Here is a 25,297-nt window from a genome sequence, read left to right as displayed (position 1 = left end):
TATTTTGTAAGATGAATGAAAGTCTGACCGATTCTTTGAAAGACGGATTGCTCGGTATACTGACAGCAAGATCAAGAATACGGGAGGAAACACATCATGAAAGCCATCTTACACGCAGAACAGATCACGAAAGTCTACCATACGAAAAACACACGGCACGAGGCGCTCCGACCGACGACACTGACGATTCACGACGCAGAGTTCGTCAGTATCATGGGACCGTCAGGCGCAGGGAAGTCGACCTTATTAAATTTGTTGTCGACCATTGACCAACCGACGGATGGGACAATTCATATCAATGGAGAAGACGTGACGGGGATGAAAGAAAAACAGTTGGCCCGGTTTCGGCGGGAACAGCTCGGATTTATTTTTCAGGACTTTAACCTGCTCGACACGATGACGGTCGAAGAAAACATTGCCTTACCGCTGGCGTTACAACACATGCCGAAAGCCGATATTCTCGTCCGGGTCACATCCGTCGCCCGGGAGCTTGGAATTGAGGATCTGCTCGCAAAACGGCCGTCTGAACTGTCGGGAGGTCAAAAGCAACGGACAGCTGCTGCACGCGCCATCGTTCATCAGCCGTCACTGATCTTGGCGGATGAGCCGACCGGAGCACTCGACTCGAAATCAGCGACCGGTCTGCTTGAAGCCATGGTCGGCTTGAATGAACAGGGTGCAACGATTTTAATGGTGACCCACGATCCGGTGACCGCATCGTACGCGGAACGGGTGCTGTTCGTCAAAGACGGAGAATTGTTCCGGGAAATTCACCAGTTCGGGACACGCAAGGAGTTTTTCGAACAGATCATGGAAGTCCAACGTGAACTCGGAGGTGCGGTCCGTGAACTTGTTTAAATTAGCTTTCCGGAATTTAAAAAACATCCGGCAAAACATGATGTATCTCGGCGCAGTTACGTTCGCGATTTTGATTTATTATACGTTTTTAGCCATCCGTTCCAATGAGGCGATGTTACAAGCCAATGAACTATACGGGAAACTCGGGACGGTCTTTACCGGTTCAAGCGTCATCCTGGCTCTTTTTTCCGCCGTTTTCATCTGGTATTCGAGTGACTTTTTCCTGCGGCGCCGGAAACAGGAAATTGGTCTGTATGCGTTACTCGGTCTCGAACGTCAACAGATTGCCAAGTTGCTGTTTCTTGAGACGATGGGGTACGGACTGATCGGTCTACTGATCGGTGTTTTACTCGGAACGATTGCCTCAAAATACTTTGTCCAACTGTTGGCCTACGTCATGGGAATGACGATTGAAGCCGATTTCTCCATCAATGCCGGAGCAATCGGTCAGACGGTTGTCGTCTTTTTGACAATCTTCCTTGTGATTGCGCTCCGGTCAGCCCGGACGATTTATCGGTTTACCCTGATCGAGTTGTTTAAGGCGAAACAGCAGGTCGAAACGATTCCGAAAGTCCATCCGGTCCTGGCTCTTGTTTCCGTCCTGTTGATTGGTGTCGGGTATTATTTGACCGGGGAACCGTTGCTCGCACACTTTACGATTGTTGCGCCGGTCTTGATGCTCTGCATCATCGTCGGAACGTTCGGTACGATGAGCTATTTCACGATTTTTTTACTCCGTCTCCTCAGCAAACGTGGTCGCCATTATCGCGGTACGAACCTGATTTTACACGGACAGTTGCTGTCGCGGATTAAATCAAATGCCGTCATGTTGTCGACGATTACCGTCATCACGGCCGTCACCTTGACGACGGTCGGAACCGCGACGTCAATCTATTATTATATTGACCGGACAGTCGAGGAACAGATGCCGTACAGTTTATCGATTGCAAGCCAGCAACAGGCAGCCGAAAAATTAATTCGGTCATCCGACCAAACGATTGAATCGCGGACGATGGTCAACGTCAAAACAGTGAATCATCCATTGAAGGAGTTACCAAATCCGTTGTCGTTTACGATGTCCTATCAGACATTCGGATTTGACGGCGAGCCGGGACAGTTCAGCTACATCAGTTATTCCGACTATCAGAAGTTGGCCAAAAGCAACGGGAAGAAGCAGTTGCCGGAACCGGGAGCCGGTGAAGCAATCGTGCTTGAGACGTTCAAAGGGAACGATTTGCTGAAGGAATCGGTCAAGTCACCGGTGGGCGTGACGTTTAAAGACGATCACTCGTCCTTTCGGATTACCGGTGCGACGAATTTACCAATCACTCAACTCTATGCGAAAAAACGGCTGGCTTTTGCCGTTTCGGATGATGTCTTTGCCATGATGCCGGAAAAAGCAGCGATGCTGACAAACTACCAGTTCTCGGACGAACGTTCAGATGACGGACTGATCGACCGACTGGAGCAATTGTACGGCAAAAAAGCGGAGACGGAGATGGCCGCTTATTATCCGGTCTATGCCATGACGACAGCGACGACAGGTCTGCTTGCCTTTGCCGCCGGATTCCTCGGACTGGTCTTTTTACTGGCGACGGGATCCATCATCTACTTTAAGATGCTCGCAGAGGCGGAAGAATCGAAACAGCGGTTTACGATCATCCAAAAAATCGGCGTCGATCATCAAGAACAGACCGGTATCATCCGGCGATCAGTCGGATTCATGTTCGTCCTGCCGTATCTGCTCGGTCTTGTCCACAGCCTGTTTGCGATGCAGGTCCTGGAAAAGTTATTAAATTATGATTTGCGGTTACCGATGTCGCTTACAATCGGTTGTTATACCGTCGTTTATCTCGTGTACTATCTCGTCACGGTACGCGCATATCGACGGATTGTCATCTAATGTAAATGGACAGGAGACGATTAATCGTTTCCAGTCCATTTTTTGTTCGGTATCATGGGAGAAGAAGGAGTTGAATCTGCAGATGGAAACGATTTTATTGGTAGAAGACGATCAACAGATTGCACTGTTATTAAAAGAATTGTTGGAACGGTATGATTTTAACGTCATTCATGAAGATGGATTAGGAGACGTCGTCGCTCGATTTGAAGAAACGCAACCGGACGTCATCCTGCTTGATGTCAATTTACCGAAGTTTGACGGATTTTACTGGTGCCGCCAGCTCCGAATGAAGACGCGGGCACCGATTCTGTTCATCTCGGCCCGGGTCGGGGAGATGGATCAAGTCATGGCACTCGAATACGGCGCGGATGATTACATCGTCAAGCCGTTCCAGGGAGCCGTCGTCATCGCGAAAATCAAAAGTCAGATTCGACGCGCTTACGGGACATTGTCGCAGGAAAGTGACGAGCGGACGGTCAGTCGTGACGGACTGACGTTATATTTGGACCGGTATATCGTCGAGCACGAGGACCGATCGATCGAGCTGTCGAAAAAAGAAGGACTGATTTTAGAGATGTTGTTGACGGTGAGTCCGCGGATCGTCAGTCGGGGTGACTTGCTGGAACGGATTTGGGATGATGAAGCGTTCGTCGATGAAAATACCCTGAACGTCAACATCACCCGTGTCCGGAAACGGTTGGCGGAAATCGGCATCGGGGGTCTTGAGACGGTTCGGGGAGTCGGCTACAAATTGGTCCTCGACAAATGAGACTTTTCTTCAAACATGCGATTCCGGGGGTTCTGTTCTTCAGTGGGCAGATGGTAGCCTTGTTTCTTATCCTGTGGTTATACGATCTGTATCGTCCGGCAGCCTTTTTTTACATCGCGCTCTTAAATGCAATCGCCTTGCTGATTTATTTAAGTTACCGTTTCTTCAGTATGTTACCGTTGCTCAAACGATTGCAGACACCGATTGAGTCGGTTGCGGAACCGATCCGGGCCGACAGTGACGAACCGCTGGCAGCAGCCGTCGAGCACTTCTTGGAACGCCAACAGACCGTCTTTCGGAACAGCTTGTTTGCTGAACGACGGAAGGAAAAGGAACGGCACCGGTATGTCGACCAATGGATTCATCAAATGAAGACGCCGCTGTCGGTCATCGAGTTGATTCTGGAACATCCGGGCGAACAGTTCCAGGCGGACTTACGCCATGAAGTCGACCGGCTGCGGATCGGACTGGATCAGATGTTGTATTCATCGCGTCTCGAAGCGATCGAGACGGACTTAAAGGCGGAACGGCTGAATCTGCGGACGTTAGTGACGGGCATCATCAATCAGGAAAAACGACTGTTCGTCAAAAATAAAGTGTATCCGAAGCTTGAGCTTGCAACGGAGCTGTATATCTATACCGACTCCAAGTGGTTCCGTTTTGTGGTCCTGCAGTTGCTGACGAATGCCGTCAAATACACGGCCGGTCACGGACATGAAGTCTATATCCGTGCCGTCGAACAAGCGGGGAAAATCGTGCTGACGATTGAGGATGACGGCGTCGGAATACCGAAACGCGATCTGCCGCGTGTCTTCAACGCCTTCTTCACCGGGGAAAACGGCCGGCGTTACGGCGAATCAACCGGAATGGGATTGTACTTCGTCAGTCAGATTTGCCTGAAGCTCGGCCATACCATTGAACTCGACAGCACGGAAGGGGTCGGGACGACCTGTCGTCTGACGCTCGTAGGAGGGAAGCAAGATGATTGAAGTCAAACAGTTAGGAAAAGTCTATCCCGGAAAAGTGACGGAACAGCCGTTGACCGACATCAATTTTCGTGTGGAAGAAGGGGAGATGGTCGCCGTCATGGGACCGTCCGGCAGCGGCAAGTCGACCTTGATCAATCTGCTTGCGACACTGGATCAGCCGAGTTGGGGCTCGATTTTGATTCAAGGCATCGATACGGCGACGTTCAAACGGAAAGAAACAACCCGCTTCCGGCGCGAGACGCTCGGAATCATCTTTCAGGAATTCAACCTGCTTGATTCGTTGACGGTGGCTGAGAATATGCTTGTTCCTTTGATGCTCAGCGGTAAAAAAACGAAGGAAGCCCGGGAAGAGATGCAGCATCTCGCAAAACGGTTACAGATTGATGAGTTGCTTGATAAACAGGTCGACGAGGTCTCGGGCGGGCAACGGCAACGGACGGCCATCGGACGGGCTTTAATTCACGCACCGCGTCTGATGCTCGCCGACGAACCGACGGGGGCACTTGATTTTCAGGCGACGAAACACGTCATGGAGTTGTTGGCAGAATTGAATGCAGCCGGTATGACGATGGTCATCGTCACCCATGATCCGACGGTCGCCTCGTATTGCAATCATGTCCTGTTTCTGAAAGACGGCAGCATTCAGACGGAACTGTTCCGCGATGAACCGCGCCGGGTCTTTTTCCAGCGTGTCATCGAATCGCTCTCGTTATTAGGAGGGGATGAACATCACTTATCTGCAATACGCCCTACGTAACATCAGACGTTATCAACGTCTTTATTATGGCTATGCGTTAACGATTATCGTCGCGATGACGATTGCGACCAGTTACTGGAATCTCGTCGTCAGTGAATCGTTTCAGAACATCGCCAAAGTCCTGAGCCAATTGAATCAGGTCATTGAATTTACGATGATCTTTGTGTTCATTGCCGAAGTCATCATTCTGTTTTTCAGTATTTTATTCATCTATTCGACGACCTATACGATGCTCGAGCACCGGAAAAACGACTTACGGATCATGCGGACGCTTGGAAGCGGATTTTCACATTTTCTGAAATATTTTATGATTGAAATCCTGATTGTCGGCGGGCTCGCGATTATGGGCGGCATCACGCTCGGCGTTGTCCTGACGAAGCTGATGTTACTTTCGATTGAAAAAGTCATGTTCTTACCGCGCCTGACGATTGAGCTTTCCGTTCTTTCTTTTTTAGTATTGATTGCAGGAGCGATGTTGACGCTGTTGATTGCGACGGTCCTCGCGATTTATAGATTCCGTCCGGACCGGCCTGTCCGGACCCGTTCCCGGCTTCGTGTCCGGTTCGGTCTTGCGATGCAGGGAACGGCCGTACTGATCCTGTTTTACGGCTATTTCATGGCATTGACGCGGCAGGATAACTTTCTATTTGTCTTTCCCTTCATCATCTTCGTCGGTTCGTTCTTTTTCTGCCGCCACGTCATTCCGGTCGCGCTCAAACTCTACCGGCCCCGCCGGTTGTCGTTACGCAAGTTAATCGTCTCGGAAATCGCGGTTCAATTACGGACGAACAGTACACTGGTTGCCTTGGGGACGATTTTGACCTCCTGTGCCTTAACGGCTGTCGGTCTGATCTTTATCTTTCAAATGATCGGGTTTGACCTCTCGTCTGACAATCAGTTCGGACTGGTCTATTACGAGGAATCGTCTGTTCCGTCCGGTCGTCTGGAGACTCTGGAACGGACGATGACAAAAGCGTTTCCGGATAAATACCGGCAGGATGTCCGGCTCAAAGGTGGGAAGAGCCGGTACGTGATTCCGTTATCGGACTACAATCAGCTGATGAAGCATTTGGGTTACGAGCAACGGACGCTGTTGACGGACAAACAGACGTTTATGATTCCGGCCCGCCCGGTTCAAGTCAAGGAAGTGACACCGACGATGCAAAAAGCAAAAGCGGAAATGAAGCAAGCCGGCTATCAGTTGGAACCAATGGCGGAGCACGGTCTGTTATTCGGATACAATGACCGGATTAAAACATTGTTCGTCGTCAGTGACCGGGCGTTTGCGAGGATGAATCGTCCGGTCGCCCGGATCCGTGTCTTTGATACACCCTCGTACGCCGATTACGGGACAGAGCGTTGGACAAGTTGGATGTCGATTGTCCGGGACATCCAATCGAAAACGGAGCTCGGTAAAAAAGCATCGGTTCCTTATCAATTGATCAATGAGACGGAAGATAAACTGGACGGGATCCGGATCATTCGTCTTGTCTCGTTTGTCGTCATCCTGTTGACAATCTGGCTGTTTGTCATCAATGCAAGCTTCCTGCACGTTTGGATGCAAATGACGACGGAGCGTGAACAAAAACGGCTGAAGACCCTGTTTGCGCTTGGTTTCAGTAAAGAGAGCATTCGCCGTTTCCTGTTCATCAAATACGGTACGGTATTGATGGTTCCGTACTTTATTTCGATTTTTCATGCCTGGTTACTCTTTCAAGTCATCATATCGGAAGGGGGACTCGAGATCGGTCCGTTTCTTCCGTTGTCCTTCACCTGGATCGGAATCGTCACCGGCTGTTATTTCATCAGTATCCTGCCGTTATGGGCCCGCTATCCGCGTTATTTATTAAAAAAATCGTGCGAAAGTTCGATGTATCCGATACCGGATTCGAGGGTATGATAATAGCATAGCGAGGAGGGGTAACATGCTGGACCATTCACCTTACCGGGGATACGGTGACCGCATCCGAATCTTACGGGAACGCGCCGGAATCTCAATCGACCAGTTGGCGGACAATCTCGGGGTCGCTCCCTATTTCATCCGCCGGACGGAACTCAGCGAAGTGTATCCGACAAAAGCGTATATCGAATCCTTGGCGGAAGCCCTGCATATCGATTCCAGTTATCTGGCACGGCATATCTGGACCGGGGAGTCCTTAAAATTCGTCATGCAGGAAAAAACGCCGCTTGAAGAAATGCGATTGGCGTATGAACAGACAATGGGACAAGACGAAACGATGATTGAACAGCAGCTGGAAGAACGGATGCGCCTGTTTGATTTGATGTATGATGAGGACGTCAAACGGATTGAACAGACGATGAGTGCCACGGAACAACGGATTTTTCATGAGCTGGTGGAGGCGGTCATGGAGGCGGGGGAATTGCAACGGGAAGACGCGGCAGAGACGTTTGAACTGTTTGCCGACAAACTCCCGACGATGCTTCAACTCGATGAATACCTCAACCGTCTGACGGAAGACACTGAGACGACGACAACCGATTGTTATACGGAGTTCAGCCGAAAGATTGACCGAACACGTTATCACCGCAAATGAACGACCGGAATTGATGTTCAGCCAAACAAAAAGAGGAAGACGGATCAAATGTCCGTTTTCCTCTTTTGTGTACACCGACGCTAAAGCCGGTGATGTTTTTTTAACGATTAACGCTGTGGCGCAGGACGTGGAGCCCGGCGTCCCTTTTGTCGTGTCCGTCCAATCAAGAAACCGATGATGGCATTTGCGATGACAAGCACCCAGCCGACATAGCCGAAGTTTAAAGTCAGACTGCCGAGCATGGCCTGCCATTTTAAAATCATCATGAAGTCTCCCCGAATCAGGAAACGAGCGACACAAACGAGTAAAACCGTCGTTCCGCCGATAAAGACGCCGATCCAGCTTCCGAATAAACGCGAGGACTGGATCCGTACAGCGACGAAAGACCAATAAAATAAACTGACGATGAATGTCACTCCGCCGTAAGCGAGGACCAGCTTCCATGTCTCACTTGCTTGTGGAAATTTCGTGAACATGACAAGGGACGAGACGATGGCGGCAGCTGTGAATAAAATCGCTGCCCAAAAACGAGACCGCATAACGTAATTCCTCCTCAAGGCTTTTTCTCACCTAACGATAGCGGAAACGGTTCGTCTTGTAAACTACTACTGGCGTCCGCCTAAAATACGGCGCAATTGCTTCAGCGGATTTGATCCGTAAAAGAGGACACCCCCGCGGTAGAATCGTGTTCCGACGAACAGGGCGAGTGCGATGCTGATCACCATCAGGATGAGTGATAACGCGACTTGCCAGACCGGGACTTCCGTCAGCATGACGCGTAGGAACATCAGCATCGGGGTAAAGAACGGCACGAATGACAGAATGACGACGGCCTGGTTCGTCGGAGCGTTCAGGCTGAAAATCGACACCGTGAAAGCAGCGACGATCAACATGATGACCGGTAGGGTGACCTGTTGGGCATCTTCGACCCGGCTGACGAGCGAACCGAGTGCGGCGAGGAGCGTCGCATACAGCAGATAACCGAGCAGGAAAAAGACGAACAGGTAAACAATCGTCTTGACGCTCAGGGAATCAAGCGACAGCTGATCAAACAGGCTGCTGCTTTGGGCACTGTAATAACCGACTCCGACGAGTAACGATAATTGAATCAGACTGACGGTGGCGATCGATGTGATCTTGGCCAGCATATGTTGAATCGGACTGGCGGCGGAAATCAACAACTCCATGACACGTGATGATTTCTCATTGGCGATTTCCGTCACGATCATGCCGCCGTAGATGGCAATCGTAAAGTACATCAGGAACAGCAACACATAGACGAGAGCCGACGCGGCGAATAATTCGTCCTCGCTCTTACCGCCGGTTGAGGTCAATTCCTGTTTCACGTCGATGGGAGCAGCAAGCGAAGCAAGCAATGCCGGATCGACGTCGGCGTCCGTAATGATCGTCTGGTCACGGACTTGTTTTAAAGCAGTCGACAGTTGTGTCTGCAACTCCTGTTCCGGACTGGCACTGATTAACGTCACCCGGTACGGATCGTCGGACAACAAAGCGACTGCGTCATACGTCCCTTTGTCGACGACTTGTCGTGCCTGCTTCAGGGAATAATCTTTTTCGGTGATCTTTGTTTTGATGCCGACTTCTTTTAGAACCGGAACGATCGGAGCTTCAAGCGAGCTGACGACCGCGATTTTCGGATCGTCTCCCGAGAACCAGTCGATGATCCGCTCGATGTTGCTGAATCCGACAAGGAACACGACCATCAGGACGGTCGAAATCAGAAAACTTTTCGCCCGTAATTTTTGAAACAGACTGAAACGATACAATGTCAGGAATTTACGGTTCATAACGTTTTCCAACCTCCTCGATGAAGATGTCTTGCAGGGATAATTGATCCCATACGAATCGCTCGACATGGAATCCTTCTGTAATCAAATGACGGAGCAGCAAGTCGGCCGCCTCTTTTGACTCGACTTGTAAGCTGTGGCCGGTTCCGTCCGATTCGACTTGAAGAATGCCCGGCAGTGCATCCCAAAGCAGGGCAGGCGCATCGGTCGTCAATAAGACACGTGTCTTGCCGTATCCTGCCTTGATCTCCGGAAGATACCCGGCGACAACCGGTTTCCCGTGATCGAGAATGGCGACATGTTCACACAGTTCCTCGACATGATCCATCCGGTGGCTTGAGAAGACGATCGTCGTGCCTTCTGCCGTCAGTTTCCGGACCGCTTTTTTCAACTGTTCGACGTTGACGGGATCAAGTCCGCTGAACGGTTCGTCGAGGATTAATAAGTCGGGTTTATGTAGGACGGCAGAAATCAGCTGGATTTTTTGCTGATTTCCTTTTGATAATTGTTCGACCCGCATCTTTTCGTACTGCGGAATCTGGAAGTAGTTGAGCCATTCGAGTAAAGAGGCTTTGGCATCTTTTCGTTTCATGTCGCGGAGTTCAGCTAAAAAAATCAATTGTTCATCGACCCGGATTTTCGGATACAAGCCACGTTCCTCAGGAAGGTAACCGATTTTTGATAAAGGAATCGGTTGTCCTTTCCACGTAATCGACCCTTCTGTCGGTTGCAATAAACCGAGCAACATCCGGAACGTCGTTGTTTTTCCGGCTCCGTTCGCTCCAAGTAATCCGAAAATCTGTCCTTCCGGCACTTCGAATGATAAATCGTCGACCGCTGTGAACGACCCGAATCGTTTCGTGATGGCTTTAATTTCAAGCATGGAATCAGTCCTCCTTCATTCAGATAAAGTGCATGGTCCAGTTGAAGTATCTCTTATTCTTACGGGTAAATGGAAGAAAGGTTCCAAAAAAGAGATGTTTAAGCATAATGGTTTACTTTTAGTAAATTAGTTACTATTATTGTGTTAAAGGAAATGAAAGAAGGGAGTGCGAACGAATATGAAAACGAAAGGCATTCATCACATTTCAGCAATGGTCGGTAATCCACAGGAAAATCTTGATTTTTACGGTACGACGCTTGGTCTGCGTTTCGTCAAGAAAACGGTCAACTTTGATGATCCGGGAACCTATCACTTTTACTTCGGCAATGAATCGGGTAAACCTGGAACGATCATCACTTTTTTCCCGTTTGAAGGCATGCAGCAGGGGAAAGTCGGAGCGGGCCAAGTCGGGACGACGGCGTACGCCATTCCGACAGGCAGCTATGACTTTTGGAAAAACCGTTTGACGGAAAAGCAGGTGACGTTCGAAGAAGCAGAACGCTTCGGCGAAAAGCAGCTTGTTTTCCAAGATCCGCACGGATTACAGATTGAATTGGTCGAACGAAGCGAAGGTCCGAACAGCCGTTTTGAAATCGACGGGATCTCGACGGACGTCGCGATCAAAGGATTTGCCGGTGCGACGTTGTTGTCACGTGATCCGGCCGATACGGCACGTCTTTTGACGGAAGCATTCGGATTAACGATTGCGAAACGCTCCGAGACAATGGACCGCTATACAGCGGAAGGCGAGTTCGGCAATACCATCGATATTTTGCATGCGAACGTCCCGGTCGGCCGTCCGGGTGCCGGCACAGTCCACCATATTGCGTGGCGGGCCGACGACCAGGCCGAACAACTGGACTGGATGAAACAACTCAATGCATTCGGATTGATGACGACGGAAGTGAAGGACCGGAATTACTTTACATCGATTTACTTCCACGACCGGGGACGGATTTTGCATGAAATCGCGACTGACAATCCAGGATTTACGGTCGACGAAGCGTTTGAGCTACTGGGAGAAGATTTGAAATTACCGGAACAGTTCGAAGCACACCGGGCGACGATTGAAGGACATGTCGCACCGATTACACTACCAAAGGGGAGACTTGTATGATTCATTTATTTGAACCGGCGAAACGACCGGGCGCACCGATTTTTCTTTTATTACACGGAACAGGCGGGACTGAACAGGATTTAGTCGGGCTCGTTCGACTTCTCGATCCGGAGGCCGGTTATCTGTCGGTCCGGGGTGAGGTGACGGAAAACGGGATGCCGCGGTTCTTTAAACGATTGGCGGAAGGTATCTTTGATGAGGAAGACCTCGCTTTGCGGACAGCCCGTCTGATTGATTTCGTGAAAGAGACAAGCCGTACTTCCGGTTTTTCCCTTCAAGACGTCATCCCGGTCGGTTATTCGAACGGTGCGAATATCGCGGCAAATATGATGTTCGAAGAACGGTTGTTTGAACAGGCGATCTTGTTGCATCCGATGGTCCCGCGTCGCGGCGTGACGTTACCGGATTCGTCACAAGTTCGCGTCTTTATCGGAGCCGGAACCAATGATCCGATTTGTCCGGCTTCGGAGACGGAAGATTTAAAAGTGATTTTCGAACAGGCAGGGGCTACGGTCGATGTGACCTGGTCGAACCATGGTCATCAGCTCATCATGCCGACGATTGAAGCAGCAGCAAGTTGGCTTGCCCAAAAATAATCATAGAAAAAGAGCATGGAATCCAGGAAGCGTGTCCTGATTTTCCATGCTCTTTTTCCATTCAAGCAGGATGGTCACTCTTAGGACGGGAATAGACGATGAGGATACCACGTTCGACCAGTTCGTTCGCAAGTGTCTCGATGGCTTCTGGTGAAGTTTTCGTTCGGGTAATGTGTCGATAGAGATGACGGAGTTCACGGCGCATCGGTTTACGGATCAACCACATGCTGTCGATGATGAGGCACCAGGTCACGACGGTTTCATGACCGATGTAAAACTGGGTTTGCCGATTGAGGTACCGGATCCACCATTCATCCCGGGCCACCTTTAATAAAACGCCGGTAGTCAAGAGGACAGCCAATACAAGCGGAATGCTTTCGTAGATGGGGAGGCTCGCCAATCGATCGCGAAGTCCGGTTACGAAACTGAGCATCGTCCATCCAATGAGACCGATGACGAACCAATAACTAAAGTTGACTAGACTTCGTTGCTTCATCTGAAGTCGGGGTTTCAGGATTGGGGTTGACATCAGAATCACCTCCTTGTTAAATAATCGAATTTTCTGACAATTTATAGTTGTCCTTCTACTATAGTTACTTTTTCCCGAAACGTCTAGTCGTTAGACATAGAAAATGTGTTTCTTTCTTGACGAATTTCGTGTACGCTAAAAAAAGAAAGTGAACGGTTACATACAAGGGGGAGAAATGATGGATCAAGTCGTATGGATTGCAGTCGGTATCGTCGCGATTGCTGTATTTTCAGCATCGAGCGTCGCCGCGTACATGGGTGTTAAAAACCAGGAAGACTGATGACACGGTGCCTGTCACCGCGTAGATGAACGTCGAAAAAAGGAGAATCCGTAAAAAACGGAGTCTCCTTTTTTCGACGTTCATTTGTTTTCCGTAATCTGAATCCGTTCCGCAAATGGTTTTAACGCATCACTCCATCGCAGGTAGCCGCCGCCGACCAGATGGAGTCCGTCGTATGTCATCCGGTTTTGAAGATAACCCTGTTGATTCGTCAACTCCGGACGTAAATCGACAAACGGAACACCGGCTGATTTGGCAAGCTGCTCGAGATTCCGGTTCAAGGCTTCGACGTCACGATTGACACGGACCGAATCGGAGTACTTGGGTGCGACGGGTAACGTTGACTGAATGACGACATCAATGTTATTTTTTCGCAGTGTCGTCACAATTGTCGTCATGTTTTCCGTGATCGTCGGAATCGGGGTGAAGTGCCGGATGTCGTTGATGCCGCCCATCAGGAAAACACGTTTCGGTTTCATCTCGACAATCAGGTCGAGGCGGGTCAGAAAGCCTTCCGTCGTATCACCGGGAATTCCGAAATTGACAATTGTCGGATCATTGAGCAGGATCCGCCAATCACCAAAATTCGTCATCGAGTCACCGAGCATGACAGAATTCGGTGATTTTGGGTATTGATAAGTATGGAAAAGACTATTCAAGCGGACGTAGTTCGGATTTTTCGTATATTGGAATGTCGAAATAGGCTGTGTGTTCGTCGCAGGAAAGGCCTGCTCGAATAACTCGATCGGTTTACGTCCGAGCAATAACGCGAGGAGGACGACGTTGGCGACGATCGAGAGAATGACTAGTGCTTTTTTCATAAAACAATCGTTCCTTTCGAGGGAGTATAAGGGGTAGTGTAACATGAATCGAAATCCGTGGTTTGATAATATCAAAGGATTCCTTGTCATTTTCGTAGTAATTGGTCACATGCTGACGGATTTACGGTTTGATTACGATGGAAAGTTACTCGAAACAGTGTACCTGGTCATTTATTCGTTTCACATGCCATTATTCATTATTTTAAGCGGCTACTTCTTCCGGGAAAATAAATACTTGCGTGTCATTCAACTGTTTGCCGTCTATTGTGTCTGGCAGATTTTGATTGGCTCATGGGCAACGTTTGGAGAAGGACTGCCGTTGTTATCCGGACAAAATCTCGGAACGCATCTGCTCCGGCCGTACTGGGCACTCTGGTATTTATTCGTCATGGTTGTCTGGTATATCGTCACGCCGTATGTCGTCCATCTGCGCGGCTATGTCTGGTTCGGACTCGCTTTTGCCTTATTATACGGTTTTGAATTAGAAAACACCGGATTTCTGGCTTTACGAAAATTGATCATGTTCTATCCGTACTTCCTGCTCGGGAACTACTTGTCGGAACACGAATTCATCCGGATTTTCGAAATGCCGAAAAGCTTTAAACGGCGGATGAACGTCCGATTGATCGGCGGGCTGGCTTTCGCAAGCGTCGTCGGTTTCCTTCTCTATGAAGCATGGCGCGATACACCACAGGAAATCGTCGCCTTGGCAAATGCGTTCAAGCATCGTTTCCCGTATGTCGAACAGTATGACAGTGATGCCTGGGTCGGTGTGTTGAAGCACAGTGTCATCTACTTCCTGTCGATTACGGCGTCTCTAGGCTTTATGATGCTCGTCCCGATGCGTCGTCTGCCGCTCGTGACACGGGCCGGAGAGCTCAGTTTATATGTCTATCTGCTGCACGTCTTCTTCGTCATGGCATGGCGGCAGTACGTAACGACAGCTTTCGTACCGCAAACCTGGCTCGCCCTGCTGATCGTCATCGGTGTCGCCTTGTTGATTGTCGGCGTCATCATTCATCCGTTGATTGTCCGTCTGATGCGTCCGTTGATCGAAATCGATATTCGTCCGATCGTCGAAGAACGACAAGACCTTTCAAAAAAAGGTTAAATGCTATACACTTTAAAGTAGAGCGATTAATAGATGAAGGGCGTGGAAAGTATGTCGTATAACTTAAACAATGCGGATGGTGTCGTCAACGTTTCTCAACAAGTGATTGAAGTGATTGCCGGGGTAGCGGTTCAGGAAACAGAAGGAATTGCTTTTACTCAGGACGATTCGAAGTTACAGGAAAAACAGATGGTCAAGCTCGTGAAGGTCGAAGACGAGGACGGTGCCATTACGGTCAGTCTTTCGGTTCATATCAAATACGGGATGTCGATTATCAAGACAGCAGGAAAAGTACAGGAACGGATTGCCCAAGACATGGAAAACATGTTGGCATTCCAGCCGAAAGCGGTCAATGTTCGTGTCATCGGTTTATTAAAAGGATAATCCAAAAGGGGCTTTTCGTCATTGACGAGAAGCCCCTTTTTTTGAAGGAATTATTCCGGCAGGTACCGTAAAGCCAAAGCATCACTCGGATGTGCCGTGTAGTCAAACAGCAGGCGGACCGCTTGTTCGCTTTGCGGAGACACGGTCACCGAGGCATGCCGGGTTACGGCGACCACCTGATCACCAAGCAACAACTCAAACGCTAGTGAGTCGAGTTCGAGCGTTTGTCCACTCGGATTGCGGACCAGTAAAATGGACTCGACGATCTGTTCCTGTTTGAAAATTGAGACCGGCAACAAGGACCAGCCGTCTGTCGGTGGAGCAGGATGAGAGAAAGCAATTTGACGAATCAGGCGTTGCTCCGAAGCAGTAAAGGAATCATCGATGACGAGATCCGTTAACTGTTCATTGGAGAAAACCAGTTCGAGCGGAGCATCAAGCGTCGACAACTCGACGAACTGCTCTTCCTCCGAAAAGTCGAGCCAAAGCGGTAAGGTCGCTTTCGGAAGCAACACCGGTACCTCCTCGATCGTAAATGTCTTCCTTGCGACGAGCTGATCGCCTGACAGGACGAGGACAACCAGATCATTGAGCTGGAAAGAACGTTCAAGTGTATTTTGGAACAACGCAATCAGCTGCAACGGTTCCGTCTGCAATACTTGAAAGAGGTGGATAGCCAACTGATTCGGTCCGAGTTTCGGTAACTGATTGAGTGCGTACCGAAAAACATACTCGTCTTCTTTGACGATCGGCATATCTTCGGTAAAGTAAAGCGCGGGTTGAATTTCATCTTCAATCGACGGTTGCATGAAGCAGTCCTCCTTGCAGAGTGGTTTCTTCCGGACGGCATAGTCCGGAAACGACTTGTTTTTCAAAACTGAAGATCGCATAACGGAAATAATCCATACCTTCCCGTTCGAAAATTCGGACCGGCTGTTCTTGACCGTAGCTGCGTAAATGAATCCCTTCCTTGAGGGAATTCATCGCTGTCAAATGACTCGTCCACTGCTCATCGAGTGCCAGTAACATGAACCGTCGCGCCGTTTCTTCATCTTCGGTGATCTGTAAGGCCATTCGCTGGTCGACCGCAGCAATGAGCGGTTCCAGTTGCTGTTTGATTGTTTCAATCGAGTCAGCCAGAGGCAGTTCGACCGGTTGATGCAACAATTGTTCCAGCTCCGTCGTCAATAATTCAATCGGCCATTCTTCCGGAACGAGGTCGTCCGTCAAATACTGATCGAGATAGGCTTGGACGGTCCGGGCGGCAAACGGCTGGACGAATTGGTCCAGTGTCGCCGAATCAACGATTTGATTGCGGAGACGATAGATGGCAAGACGTTGTTCACTGATGACTTCCTCGAGTTGGACGAGATCGTCACGGACGCTGCGGTTGACCGATTCGCAGGTTTCCTGCGCATAAGCCATCAGCTGCTGAGCTTCTTTTGCACTGATCGGACCCGAGACAGGAGCGAGCTTCTTTTTGACGCGCTCTAATCGTTCACGGGCAAACCGTCGAGGCAGTTCATCTTCAAGCGACAGATAGAAGCGTGTCAAACCGGGATCTCCTTGACGTCCCGCTCGGCCACGCAACTGGTTATCGATTCGGACCGATTCGTGACGTTCCGTGCCGATGACGAACAGACCACCTTGCGCTTTCGCCGCATCATCGAGCAGGATATCCGTTCCGCGTCCTGCCATGTTCGTCGCAATCGTCACCCGGCCGTGGCGGCCGGCGGACTCGATGATCCGAATTTCCTGGTCGACCGTTTTGGCGTTCAGAATCTCGTAAGGAATGTGCCGCTGATCGAGGACGTCTGCCACCTTTAAGGATTGTTCGATCGAAGTCGTTCCGATCAAGACCGGTTGCCCCGTCGAATGAGCTGTTTCGGTCGCTGCCGCAATCGCGCTGTATTTCTCAGGACTCGTCAAGAACAGGACATCCGCTTCATCGATTCGGATTTTCGGACGGTTCGGTGGAATCGATACCACATCCATCCGGTACGTCTTCAAAAATTCATCACGGGAAGTGGCAGCGGTCCCGGTCATCCCGCACACGTGTTGATAGAGACGGAAGTAATGCTGGATCGTGATTTGCGCTGTCGTCCGATTTTCTTCGGTCACGCTGACGTGTTCCTTCGCTTCAAGCGCTTGGTGGAGACCGTCCGATAAACTGCGTCCTTCCATCAAACGACCGGTGAACAGGTCGACGAGTGCAATCTTATCATCCTTGACGATGTAATCAACGTCTCTTTGGAGAACGACATGAGCCCGCAGCGCCTGAATGACATAATGGAACAAGACAGCATGTTCCGCTGCAAACAGCTGATCGATGCCGAAAGTCTGCTCAATCGTCTCGATGCCTTGATCCGTCAAGGCGACCGCCTTGATTTCTTCATCGAACGTATAATCGGCGTCTTCTTTAAAGTCTTTGACGACATGACGGACCAACTGTTGTAAACCTTCGTGAACGGTGTCCCGTTCCGCCATGATGAGAGGGGTTTTGGCTTCGTCGATCAAAACACTGTCGACTTCATCGATTAACGCGAAGCGGAGGGGACGTTGCAGACGATCTTCCTGCCGCATGACCAAATGGTCCCGCAGATAGTCGAAGCCGAATTCCGTTCCGACTCCGTATGTAATATCAGCGGCATAAGCCTGCTGTTTTTCTTCGAATGACAGTTCTGCTGAATTGATGCCGACCGTCAAACCCAGGAAACGGTGAATCTGACCAATCTGTTCCGCATCACGCTGAGCGAGGTATTCGTTGACGGTGATGACATGGACCCCTTGACCGTGCAGGGCCTGGGTGAAACTAGCGAGTGACGCGACGAGTGTTTTTCCCTCACCGGTCGCCATTTCGGCGATATGTCCGGACAGAAGGGCGAGTCCGCCGATCAACTGGACATCGTAATGACGAAGACCGAGTGTCCGCTTGCTGGCTTCCCGGACAAGGGCAAAGGCAGTCACGGTGATTGCCTCGATTTTCTCACCGGCCTGCAGACGATTTTTCAAGGATGTGGTCAAAAGCTGTAGTTCTTCATCCGTTTTTTGTTCCATTTCTGCTTCTAAGCTGTTAATTAATAAAACGGTTTTTTCATAACGACGCATTCTGCGACTCTGTTCATCTATTAATTGTTTAACGCGCTGAAACATGATTGGTCACTCCTTCGGTTCGACTGTCAAACTCGCTTTTATTATAACAGTTAAAAATTGTAAAACGAATAGAAAAGAACGAAATAAGTAAAACATTCCCTTGAAATTGAAAACGGTTTCTTTTTAGAAACGGAAACGATTTGGATTTGTTTTTTGATAACGCTTGCAAAGGGGGAGGGGAACAGGTAAAATAATTCTTGAGGCAAGTGCAATCGTTTGCGCAAATCATTCGATTTCTTGTCTTTCATGTACGATGGATGAAAGGATGGATGTCGGATGGCACCAACGATTGAAGCGGTCATTTTTGACTTGGACGGCGTAATTACCGATACAGCCGAGTATCATTATCTGGCTTGGAAACAACTGGGTGAGGAGTTGGACATTCCGTTCGACCGGGAGTTCAACGAAACACTGAAAGGCGTCAGTCGGACCGATTCACTGGAGCGGATTTTGACACTTGGCGGGAAGCAGGATGCTTTTACCGCTCAGGAAAAAGAAGCGCTCGCAACGAAAAAGAACGACCATTACGTCACGTTGATCCAACATATTTCAGAACAGGATCTTTTACCGGGAATCATTGCATTCCTGGATGAAATCCGTGCGACTGGGCTGAAAATCGGAATGGCGTCAGCTTCTAAAAATGCGTTGACTGTCGTTGAGGCACTTGGAGTCCGGCACTATTTTGATGACATCGTCGATGCGGCAACCGTCGCCCAGTCAAAACCACACCCTGAAGTGTTTTTACGGGCAGCAGAGGCGCTTGGCGTCGCACCTGAACGTTGCATCGGTGTAGAAGATGCAGCGGCAGGAATCACGGCCATTCACGCAGCGGGTATGTATGCTGTCGGAGTCGGTCCGGAAACGACGTTACATGAGGCAGACTATCGTGTCGATTCGACGGATTTGCTTTCCCTTGAGCAGATTCTAGCTAGTCGCTAATGAAAATCCGCCATTCCCTGATGGCAGATGGTTTTATCTGATCAATCTCTTTTCATGTGAGTACAAAAGGACCGCTTCCCTGAGCGGTCCTTTTGTCATATAAAAAACGCTCGTTCCGATAGACGGAATGAGCGTTTTACAGTCTTTGAACTTAAAGTGTCGCGAGAATACCGTCGGCAATCGCCTGGGCGTAACGTGCCTGATAAGCGGGGTCTGCCAGTTTCGCACGATCTGACGCATTCGATAGGAAACCGAGTTCCGCCAGGACGGCCGGTGCCTGCGTTCCGCGAATGACAGCATAATTGGCAAAGTGGACACCGCGGTCGCGCATGCCGGCGTAACCTGTCAGCCGTTGCTGAATCGCCTGTGCGAGCTGAACGGAAGTTGTTCCCTTATAGTAGTAACTTTCCGCACCGGACGCACTGGTACCATTCGAAGCATTGATATGGATGCTGACGAACCGTGACGTCGACAAAGCGTTTGCCATCGCACTCCGGTCGCCGAGTGACGGATAATAATCGTTTGTGTAGCGTGTTAACGTCAAATCCACTTTTCCTGCCAGCAGACCGGCGACTTGACGCGCGACGGACAGGACGATGTCCCGTTCTGCGAATCCGGCTCGGACTGCACCCGGATCGTAAGCGCCGTGTCCGGGATCGAGGACAATCAATGGACGATTAGACGGACTTGGTTGAAAGAGCGTCAAATAAGTAGCTTCCACATAACCGCGACGTCCGTCAGCTGTTTGGACAGCTACAAAACCACGTGTCTTATGAAGATTGTTTGTCACGAGAAGCGGTGTACCACGGCCGAGACGGGTGATTTGTCCGCTGAGAACGGAAGCGGATGCCCGTAAGGCGACGGTGCTTCCGGCATCAATCAGGACGTACATCTTGCTACCGCTGTAATCCGCCGTTCCGGCAGTCGGGACGGTCGGAGAAGCCGTACCTTTTTTTAAATACGTCCCCATGACATATCCGGTTTTCCCACCGTAACTGATTTTGTGCCAGTTGGAGCTGACGGATAAGGACTGGACGACTTGATTGCTCGGAATCGTCATCAATAGAGCGCCAGATGTCGTCGGTGCAGTCCGGAAGTTCAGCCGTTCCGTCGTCGTATAGGCTGTCGACGATGCCGTCACTTTCTTTAGATAGGCACCCGATACGAAACCGGTTTTATTGTTATACGTCACTTTGTACCAATCGCCGTCCCGGAAGCTTGATGCGAGCTTCGTATTCGCGGGAATCGTCAACAGACGTGCGGAAGACGTCGAGGCTGCCTGTCGTAACGACAAAGCATCTGTCGTCTGGTAATTCGTTTTTGTAAAACTCGTTCCGGTGACGACTTTCGTTAAGTATTGACCGAGTACATAACCCGTCTTGCCGCTGTACGTGACACGATACCACTCCCCGATCCGGTAGTTGGATGTGAGAGACGTTTTTTTCGGAATCGTCGTTAATTTTTTCGAAGAGATCGAGTCAGTCGAGCGTAAATTCAATAAATCCGTTGTTTGATAGGTTGTTTTCGTAAACGTTACGCCGGATGCAGCCGATACTAATGAGGACGGAAAAGCGATGGCAGTCAGAAGCAAAAGTACTAGTGCCTTTGTTAGGATTTTAGTTAATTTGTCCATTAAATTTCCAGTCTCCTTTTAAGTAGAATAAATACGTATAAAACCTTATATAGTCAATTAAGTATTTTTAAAATAGTTTAATTTATAATTTATCTATTCCGTTTTAGCTCCTTTCTGTTAATATGAAGTGTAGTCAAGTGACAACCAATGAGAGAAAAATATTACAGAATAATTAAATATATAATAAAATTATATATTAAAGAGGCAAAATGTAGTTTGTTTTATTTCAAAAAACATACAATTGAAACATAATTGAAATATTTATGTTTAATTTAGGAAAGTGGGTTAACAAATGGGATCGAGTGAACATATCTACCGAGAACTGATGGAAATCGAAGAGGAATACCGTCGTTTGCAACGACGCGCTGAATATTTAATTGCAGAATTAAGCCGGGGAACAAGCGATTCAGCAAAAGAAATCGCGGTGACACAAGAACGTCCCCTTAAACAACGCCGAGTGAATCAACGTTACCCGCTGGAAGTCTATGTCCACCAAATCAGTGACTTGATGCGTGAGCGCGAGTCGATGTCGGCACGCGATATCCAGATGGAACTCGAACTCCGGTACCGTCACCAAATCAGCAACATCTATCAATTGATGGCTAAAGTGGAACAAGCGAATCCTGCGATTAAAAAAGTCGGACGCGGCATCTATACATATGATCCATCTGCAGAAGTCCCAATCTTCATGTGAGCCGCTCGTCGGCTCTTTTTTTTTATGATATAATTCGCGCAGGAGCGTGATGTTATTATGTTATGGACGGCGTCCATTGTCTGTTTTATCGCGGCCTTACTGATCACACCCGTTGTAAAACGCTTTGCGATTGCAGTCGGTGCCGTTGACAGTCCGGACGCGCGAAAGGTACACGTACGAATTATGCCGCGGTTAGGCGGACTTGCGATTTACATCGCATTCATGATCGGTTACTTTATTTTGCAACCTTCCAGTCCCTATGCGACACATATCCTGGTCGGAGGCTTTGTCGTGATTTTGACGGGAGCACTCGATGACCGTTTTCAATTAAATGCCCGGCTTAAATTAATGGGGCAGATCGTCGCGGCCGTCGTCGTCTTAAACGGCGGCATCCGGATCGAGTTCATTAACTTACCGTTCGACCAACAATTGTTTCTCGGCTGGTGGAGTGTTCCGCTGACGTTTTTATGGGTCATCGGTATCACGAATGCCGTCAACCTGATCGACGGGTTGGATGGACTGGCAGCCGGTGTCTCGAGCATCGTTTTGTTGACGCTGATCAGCCTGGCCGTCATTCAGGGCAATGTCTACGTGACGATTGTCGCGATTCTTTTATTGATGAGTACATTTGGTTTTCTGTTCCACAACTTTTATCCGGCCAAGATTTTCATGGGAGACACCGGTGCGTTATTCCTCGGATACATGTTGGGTGTTTTGTCGTTGCTTGGTTTCAAGAACGTCACCTTGTTTTCACTCGCGGTGCCGGTCATCCTGCTCGGAATCCCGATTTCCGATACGCTTTTTGCGATTGTGCGACGGGTATTACAAGGAAAACCACCGTTTGCACCGGATAAAGCCCATCTTCATCACCGGTTACTCGATCTTGGATTTACGATGCGGCAGGCGGTGCTCGTCATTTACGGATTGTGTGCCGTCTTCGGGATGACAGCGGTCCTCTTTTCACAAACGACTTCGCTTGGAGCACTCGTTTCCTTGCTGATGTTATTGCTCGTACTCGATATTTTAGTCGAATCGCTTGGATTACTGGGCGAGCGCTATCGACCGTTACTGAATTTGCTGGAACGAATGACATCAAAATGACCAATCAGCCGCTCAAAGGAATTTGGGCGGCTGATTTGGCGATAGGGGAGTCGAGATGAATCCGATTGAACGAGCCGACCGAATTATCTATCTGGATGTGTTGCGGGGATTCGCTTTATGCGGCATCCTCTTTGTTAATATGCCGAGCTTTCTTGGCGAACGTTTCACGCGTGAGATGGGGAGCACCGATCAGCTGTTGCGTCTCCTGTTTGACCTGTTCATCCAAACAAAATTCTATACGTTGTTCAGCGTTTTATTCGGAGCCGGCTTCATTCTGTTCATCAACCGCTTGCGGGTAAAACGCAAATCACTGTGGATTTTTGTCCGCCGTTTACTCGCTTTATTTCTGTTCGGTCTCATCCATCTGCTGTTCTGGAGAGGAGATATCCTGCAGACCTATGCCCTGTGCGGTCTGATGCTGCTTGCGTTCGTTCAGACACGACCGTCGACGAAGCTGTGGGCCGCTCTCGCCTTACAGCTGTATGTCTTCTTTCGGTATCTGTCGATTTATCAATATGCCGAGTCCGTCGGCGACCGGTCGATTCCGGACCCGGATACGACGCTGCAATCAATCGTGGCGGCACATGACGTCGCGGCATTCGTCATCTATCATGCGACCATTCAATTGCCGCACGGTTTAACGAATTCTCTGGCAATCTGGCCGGAAATTCTTTCCCTGTTTTTAATCGGAGCCTACTTGATGGAACGATTCACGGTCCGTCCGCCGGCGACCCGGACGATTCGTCTTGTGTTTGGTGCCAGTCTGTTGCTGTCGTTGCCGTTGCTCTATCCGATTGTTCAGATTCATCAAGGGCGTTTCCCGGACGGATTGGCCAATTACTTTTTCGTCTGGCTGTCGGGTCGTACCCTTGCTGTCGCATATGCGGCGGGAATTGCCTTACTCGTCCGATCAGGCCGTCCGTTAAGGGGATTTCAAGTGTTGGGACGGATGGCGTTGACGAATTACCTCATGCAGACGGTCATCTTTACACTGGTGCTGTTCATGACCGGACGGTACGGGACGATTCCGCTCTGGCAAGGTACGTTGCTCGTCATCGCGGTATTGGTTGTACAAGTCATCTTCTCGAGCTGGTACTTAAAGCGCTATCGTCAAGGGCCGGTCGAGACTTTTTGGAGAACTGTCACATATGGACGGAAAAAATCACGAAACACCTGAATGGTCACAGAAAATTTACAAAGTTTTCGTATAATTCAGCGTAGAGGTGATCGGATGAACAGATGGATTGAAATTTTCATCGTCTCATTAAAACTTGGATTAACGTCATTTGGCGGACCTGTCGCCCATTTAGGGTACTTTTACGAGGAATATGTCAAACGAAGGAAGTGGGTGGATGAGAAAGCATACGCCGATCTTGTCGCCCTTTGTCAATTTCTGCCCGGACCGGCTTCGAGTCAGGTCGGGATGGGGATTGGTCTTGTTCGGGGAGGCGTCGTCGGTGCGATCGTCTCATTCATCGGCTTTACGTTACCGTCGAGCATTTTACTGATTCTGTTCGCAGTGCTCGCAACCGAATTCGATTTGAAGGAAGCAGGCTTCATTCACGGTCTCAAGCTTGTTGCCGTCGCGATCGTTGCAGACGCCGTGCTCGGTATGGGGACAAAACTTGCCGTCGGTCCGAAACGGTTATTTTTGATGTTGCTGGCGTTGGCCGGTGTCTTGTTGATCGCCCATCCGCTCGCGCAAGTCGGTGTCCTGCTGCTTGCAGCCGTGCTTGGATTATTTCTGTTTAAGGACGAACCGGAAAGTGGAGGCGGACTCAATATCCGTGTCCCGAAATGGCTCAGTATCAGTGCTTTGATCCTGTTCATCGTCCTGCTTGTCGTAACACCGTTCCTTGCGGCGAATGCCGCGGGGAATCTTCAGCTGACGAGTATCATGTACAGTGCCGGTGCCCTCGTGTTTGGTGGTGGACATGTCGTCCTGCCGTTTTTACAGCAATCTCTGGTGCCGGACTTTTTGACAGGCGATAGTTTCCTGGCCGGTTATGCGGCAGCGCAAGCTGTTCCGGGGCCACTCTTTACGTTCGCGACGTATCTTGGGACGGTCGTGAACGGACTGATGGGCGGAATCCTGGCGACGCTCGCGATTTTCCTGCCCGGATTTTTACTTGTCCTTGGAGTCTTGCCGTTTTGGGACCGGGTCCGCGGCAATAAACAGGTCGGACGGATGTTGATTGGGGTCAATGCAGCAGTCGTCGGTATTCTGCTCGCTGCGTTATATGATCCGATCTTCACGTCGAGTGTCAAAACAGGAATCGATTTTTTGATCGCTTTCGGACTGTTTTGCCTGCTCCGTTTCTACAAACAATCACCGCTCCGGATTGTGATCCTCGGTGCAGTGATGGGATCGATCATGGGATGGTTCTGATTGACGTCAAACGTACGAGTATTTACAG

24 protein-coding genes are annotated in these 25,297 nt (G+C 49.6%); 16 read left to right on the top strand and 8 right to left on the bottom strand.

All coding sequences use genetic code 11. From position 1 onward, the window contains the following. Nucleotides 1–96: 96 nt before the first annotated feature. The 7 genes from KNP91_RS08610 (at nucleotide 97) to KNP91_RS08580 (ending at nucleotide 7,831) form a co-directional block, all read left to right on the top strand. Nucleotides 97–858 carry an ABC transporter ATP-binding protein gene (locus KNP91_RS08610; protein ID WP_214849618.1) on the top strand — a complete coding sequence of 254 codons (762 nt, stop codon included), beginning with the start codon at nucleotides 97–99 and terminating at the stop codon, nucleotides 856–858. After that, complete coding sequence (locus KNP91_RS08605; RefSeq protein WP_214849616.1) at nucleotides 845–2,761, top strand: FtsX-like permease family protein; 1,917 nt, start codon at nucleotides 845–847, stop codon at nucleotides 2,759–2,761. Before KNP91_RS08610 ends, KNP91_RS08605 begins: the two co-directional genes overlap by 14 nt. Nucleotides 2,762–2,843: 82 nt before the next feature. Continuing rightward, nucleotides 2,844–3,530 carry a response regulator transcription factor gene (locus tag KNP91_RS08600; protein ID WP_012371360.1) on the top strand — a complete coding sequence of 229 codons (687 nt, stop codon included), beginning with the start codon at nucleotides 2,844–2,846 and terminating at the stop codon, nucleotides 3,528–3,530. Next, entirely contained in the window at nucleotides 3,527–4,519 is a 993-nt protein-coding gene (locus tag KNP91_RS08595) for a sensor histidine kinase (RefSeq protein WP_214849614.1), read from the top strand. The genes KNP91_RS08600 and KNP91_RS08595 overlap by 4 nt, the downstream gene beginning before the upstream one ends. Next, nucleotides 4,512–5,276 carry an ABC transporter ATP-binding protein gene (locus tag KNP91_RS08590; RefSeq protein ID WP_214765902.1) on the top strand — a complete coding sequence of 255 codons (765 nt, stop codon included), beginning with the start codon at nucleotides 4,512–4,514 and terminating at the stop codon, nucleotides 5,274–5,276. The genes KNP91_RS08595 and KNP91_RS08590 overlap by 8 nt, the downstream gene beginning before the upstream one ends. After that, complete coding sequence (locus KNP91_RS08585) at nucleotides 5,242–7,176, top strand: ABC transporter permease (protein ID WP_214849612.1); 1,935 nt, start codon at nucleotides 5,242–5,244, stop codon at nucleotides 7,174–7,176. The genes KNP91_RS08590 and KNP91_RS08585 overlap by 35 nt, the downstream gene beginning before the upstream one ends. Nucleotides 7,177–7,201: 25 nt before the next feature. Further along, the gene (locus KNP91_RS08580) at nucleotides 7,202–7,831 is read left to right on the top strand and encodes a helix-turn-helix domain-containing protein (protein WP_012371356.1); all 630 of its coding nucleotides are present in this window, start codon (nucleotides 7,202–7,204) and stop codon (nucleotides 7,829–7,831) included. A gap of 107 nt (nucleotides 7,832–7,938) precedes the next feature. Here KNP91_RS08580 and KNP91_RS08575 read toward each other — a convergent pair whose 3' ends face one another. The 3 genes from KNP91_RS08575 to KNP91_RS08565 form a co-directional block, all read right to left on the bottom strand. Continuing rightward, entirely contained in the window at nucleotides 7,939–8,370 is a 432-nt protein-coding gene (locus KNP91_RS08575) for a hypothetical protein (protein WP_012371355.1), read from the bottom strand. Nucleotides 8,371–8,436: 66 nt separating this feature from the next. Beyond that, nucleotides 8,437–9,639, bottom strand: a complete 1,203-nt coding sequence (locus KNP91_RS08570) for an ABC transporter permease (protein ID WP_214849610.1) — start codon at nucleotides 9,637–9,639, stop codon at nucleotides 8,437–8,439. Beyond that, nucleotides 9,629–10,522, bottom strand: a complete 894-nt coding sequence (locus KNP91_RS08565; protein WP_012371353.1) for an ABC transporter ATP-binding protein — start codon at nucleotides 10,520–10,522, stop codon at nucleotides 9,629–9,631. Before KNP91_RS08565 ends, KNP91_RS08570 begins: the two co-directional genes overlap by 11 nt. A 178-nt stretch (nucleotides 10,523–10,700) precedes the next feature. On the opposite strand from KNP91_RS08565, the gene KNP91_RS08560 reads away from it, so the two are divergent. Continuing rightward, nucleotides 10,701–11,639 (top strand): ring-cleaving dioxygenase, encoded by a 939-nt coding sequence (locus tag KNP91_RS08560; RefSeq protein WP_214849608.1) that lies wholly within the window; start codon nucleotides 10,701–10,703, stop codon nucleotides 11,637–11,639. Beyond that, entirely contained in the window at nucleotides 11,636–12,235 is a 600-nt protein-coding gene (locus tag KNP91_RS08555) for an alpha/beta hydrolase (RefSeq protein WP_214849605.1), read from the top strand. The genes KNP91_RS08560 and KNP91_RS08555 overlap by 4 nt, the downstream gene beginning before the upstream one ends. Before the next feature lie 61 nt (nucleotides 12,236–12,296). Here KNP91_RS08555 and KNP91_RS08550 read toward each other — a convergent pair whose 3' ends face one another. After that, entirely contained in the window at nucleotides 12,297–12,764 is a 468-nt protein-coding gene (locus tag KNP91_RS08550) for a hypothetical protein (RefSeq protein WP_214849603.1), read from the bottom strand. A 360-nt stretch (nucleotides 12,765–13,124) separates the two neighbouring features. Continuing rightward, nucleotides 13,125–13,865, bottom strand: a complete 741-nt coding sequence (locus KNP91_RS08545) for an SGNH/GDSL hydrolase family protein (RefSeq protein WP_012371349.1) — start codon at nucleotides 13,863–13,865, stop codon at nucleotides 13,125–13,127. A 43-nt stretch (nucleotides 13,866–13,908) separates the two neighbouring features. Between KNP91_RS08545 and KNP91_RS08540 the strand changes: the two genes are divergently transcribed. Both KNP91_RS08540 and KNP91_RS08535 read left to right on the top strand, forming a co-directional pair. Continuing rightward, entirely contained in the window at nucleotides 13,909–14,976 is a 1,068-nt protein-coding gene (locus tag KNP91_RS08540) for an acyltransferase family protein (RefSeq protein WP_214849601.1), read from the top strand. Between the two features lie 51 nt (nucleotides 14,977–15,027). Then, a complete protein-coding gene (locus tag KNP91_RS08535; protein ID WP_234944539.1) occupies nucleotides 15,028–15,360 on the top strand; it encodes an Asp23/Gls24 family envelope stress response protein in 333 nt (110 codons plus the stop codon). A 50-nt stretch (nucleotides 15,361–15,410) separates the two neighbouring features. Here KNP91_RS08535 and KNP91_RS08530 read toward each other — a convergent pair whose 3' ends face one another. Together KNP91_RS08530 and secA2 are read right to left on the bottom strand one after the other, a co-directional pair. Then, a complete protein-coding gene (locus KNP91_RS08530; protein ID WP_214849600.1) occupies nucleotides 15,411–16,169 on the bottom strand; it encodes an SLAP domain-containing protein in 759 nt (252 codons plus the stop codon). Continuing rightward, nucleotides 16,153–18,513: an accessory Sec system translocase SecA2 gene (secA2, locus tag KNP91_RS08525; protein ID WP_214849599.1), complete on the bottom strand. Its 2,361-nt coding sequence runs from the start codon at nucleotides 18,511–18,513 to the stop codon at nucleotides 16,153–16,155. The genes KNP91_RS08530 and secA2 overlap by 17 nt, the downstream gene beginning before the upstream one ends. Nucleotides 18,514–18,789: 276 nt before the next feature. Between secA2 and pgmB the strand changes: the two genes are divergently transcribed. Next, complete coding sequence (pgmB, locus tag KNP91_RS08520) at nucleotides 18,790–19,452, top strand: beta-phosphoglucomutase (RefSeq protein ID WP_214849598.1); 663 nt, start codon at nucleotides 18,790–18,792, stop codon at nucleotides 19,450–19,452. Nucleotides 19,453–19,603: 151 nt separating this feature from the next. Here the strand turns inward: pgmB and KNP91_RS08515 are convergent, their stop codons facing one another. Then, nucleotides 19,604–21,085 carry an N-acetylmuramoyl-L-alanine amidase family protein gene (locus KNP91_RS08515; RefSeq protein ID WP_214849595.1) on the bottom strand — a complete coding sequence of 494 codons (1,482 nt, stop codon included), beginning with the start codon at nucleotides 21,083–21,085 and terminating at the stop codon, nucleotides 19,604–19,606. A gap of 292 nt (nucleotides 21,086–21,377) precedes the next feature. Here KNP91_RS08515 and KNP91_RS08510 point away from each other — a divergent pair, with 292 nt between their 5' ends. The 4 genes from KNP91_RS08510 to chrA are packed head-to-tail and all read left to right on the top strand — an operon-like array spanning nucleotide 21,378 to nucleotide 25,269. After that, the gene (locus KNP91_RS08510) at nucleotides 21,378–21,779 is read left to right on the top strand and encodes a Rok-like winged helix domain-containing protein (RefSeq protein WP_131502245.1); all 402 of its coding nucleotides are present in this window, start codon (nucleotides 21,378–21,380) and stop codon (nucleotides 21,777–21,779) included. Nucleotides 21,780–21,836: 57 nt separating this feature from the next. Then, nucleotides 21,837–22,880 (top strand): glycosyltransferase family 4 protein, encoded by a 1,044-nt coding sequence (locus KNP91_RS08505; RefSeq protein ID WP_026827518.1) that lies wholly within the window; start codon nucleotides 21,837–21,839, stop codon nucleotides 22,878–22,880. A gap of 55 nt (nucleotides 22,881–22,935) precedes the next feature. After that, on the top strand, nucleotides 22,936–24,057 hold the full coding sequence (locus KNP91_RS08500) for a DUF418 domain-containing protein (protein ID WP_214849593.1): 1,122 nt from the start codon (nucleotides 22,936–22,938) through the stop codon (nucleotides 24,055–24,057). 54 nt (nucleotides 24,058–24,111) lie between these two features. Continuing rightward, complete coding sequence (gene chrA / locus KNP91_RS08495) at nucleotides 24,112–25,269, top strand: chromate efflux transporter (RefSeq protein ID WP_214849590.1); 1,158 nt, start codon at nucleotides 24,112–24,114, stop codon at nucleotides 25,267–25,269. Nucleotides 25,270–25,297 lie beyond the last annotated feature (28 nt).

Origin of the sequence: Exiguobacterium sp. s138, assembly GCF_018618775.1 — a bacterium.
Lineage (GTDB): Bacteria > Bacillota > Bacilli > Exiguobacteriales > Exiguobacteriaceae > Exiguobacterium_A > Exiguobacterium_A artemiae.
This window is presented reverse-complemented; position numbering and strand designations above follow the sequence as displayed.

Bases quoted from the DNA above. Each gene is read 5' to 3' on its own strand.
- KNP91_RS08545 (WP_012371349.1), bottom strand. From the start codon at position 13,865: ATGAAAAAAGCACTAGTCATTCTCTCGATCGTCGCCAACGTCGTCCTC.
- KNP91_RS08540 (WP_214849601.1), top strand. From the start codon at position 13,909: ATGAATCGAAATCCGTGGTTTGATAATATCAAAGGATTCCTTGTCATT.
- KNP91_RS08550 (WP_214849603.1), bottom strand. From the start codon at position 12,764: ATGTCAACCCCAATCCTGAAACCCCGACTTCAGATGAAGCAACGAAGT.
- KNP91_RS08585 (WP_214849612.1), top strand. From the start codon at position 5,242: ATGAACATCACTTATCTGCAATACGCCCTACGTAACATCAGACGTTAT.
- secA2 (WP_214849599.1), bottom strand. From the start codon at position 18,513: ATGTTTCAGCGCGTTAAACAATTAATAGATGAACAGAGTCGCAGAATG.
- KNP91_RS08570 (WP_214849610.1), bottom strand. From the start codon at position 9,639: ATGAACCGTAAATTCCTGACATTGTATCGTTTCAGTCTGTTTCAAAAA.
- KNP91_RS08595 (WP_214849614.1), top strand. From the start codon at position 3,527: ATGAGACTTTTCTTCAAACATGCGATTCCGGGGGTTCTGTTCTTCAGT.
- KNP91_RS08555 (WP_214849605.1), top strand. From the start codon at position 11,636: ATGATTCATTTATTTGAACCGGCGAAACGACCGGGCGCACCGATTTTT.
- KNP91_RS08580 (WP_012371356.1), top strand. From the start codon at position 7,202: ATGCTGGACCATTCACCTTACCGGGGATACGGTGACCGCATCCGAATC.
- KNP91_RS08575 (WP_012371355.1), bottom strand. From the start codon at position 8,370: ATGCGGTCTCGTTTTTGGGCAGCGATTTTATTCACAGCTGCCGCCATC.
- chrA (WP_214849590.1), top strand. From the start codon at position 24,112: ATGAACAGATGGATTGAAATTTTCATCGTCTCATTAAAACTTGGATTA.
- KNP91_RS08590 (WP_214765902.1), top strand. From the start codon at position 4,512: ATGATTGAAGTCAAACAGTTAGGAAAAGTCTATCCCGGAAAAGTGACG.
- KNP91_RS08530 (WP_214849600.1), bottom strand. From the start codon at position 16,169: ATGCAACCGTCGATTGAAGATGAAATTCAACCCGCGCTTTACTTTACC.
- KNP91_RS08565 (WP_012371353.1), bottom strand. From the start codon at position 10,522: ATGCTTGAAATTAAAGCCATCACGAAACGATTCGGGTCGTTCACAGCG.
- KNP91_RS08610 (WP_214849618.1), top strand. From the start codon at position 97: ATGAAAGCCATCTTACACGCAGAACAGATCACGAAAGTCTACCATACG.
- KNP91_RS08500 (WP_214849593.1), top strand. From the start codon at position 22,936: ATGAATCCGATTGAACGAGCCGACCGAATTATCTATCTGGATGTGTTG.
- KNP91_RS08505 (WP_026827518.1), top strand. From the start codon at position 21,837: ATGTTATGGACGGCGTCCATTGTCTGTTTTATCGCGGCCTTACTGATC.
- KNP91_RS08560 (WP_214849608.1), top strand. From the start codon at position 10,701: ATGAAAACGAAAGGCATTCATCACATTTCAGCAATGGTCGGTAATCCA.
- pgmB (WP_214849598.1), top strand. From the start codon at position 18,790: ATGGCACCAACGATTGAAGCGGTCATTTTTGACTTGGACGGCGTAATT.
- KNP91_RS08600 (WP_012371360.1), top strand. From the start codon at position 2,844: ATGGAAACGATTTTATTGGTAGAAGACGATCAACAGATTGCACTGTTA.
- KNP91_RS08510 (WP_131502245.1), top strand. From the start codon at position 21,378: ATGGGATCGAGTGAACATATCTACCGAGAACTGATGGAAATCGAAGAG.
- KNP91_RS08515 (WP_214849595.1), bottom strand. From the start codon at position 21,085: ATGGACAAATTAACTAAAATCCTAACAAAGGCACTAGTACTTTTGCTT.
- KNP91_RS08535 (WP_234944539.1), top strand. From the start codon at position 15,028: ATGTCGTATAACTTAAACAATGCGGATGGTGTCGTCAACGTTTCTCAA.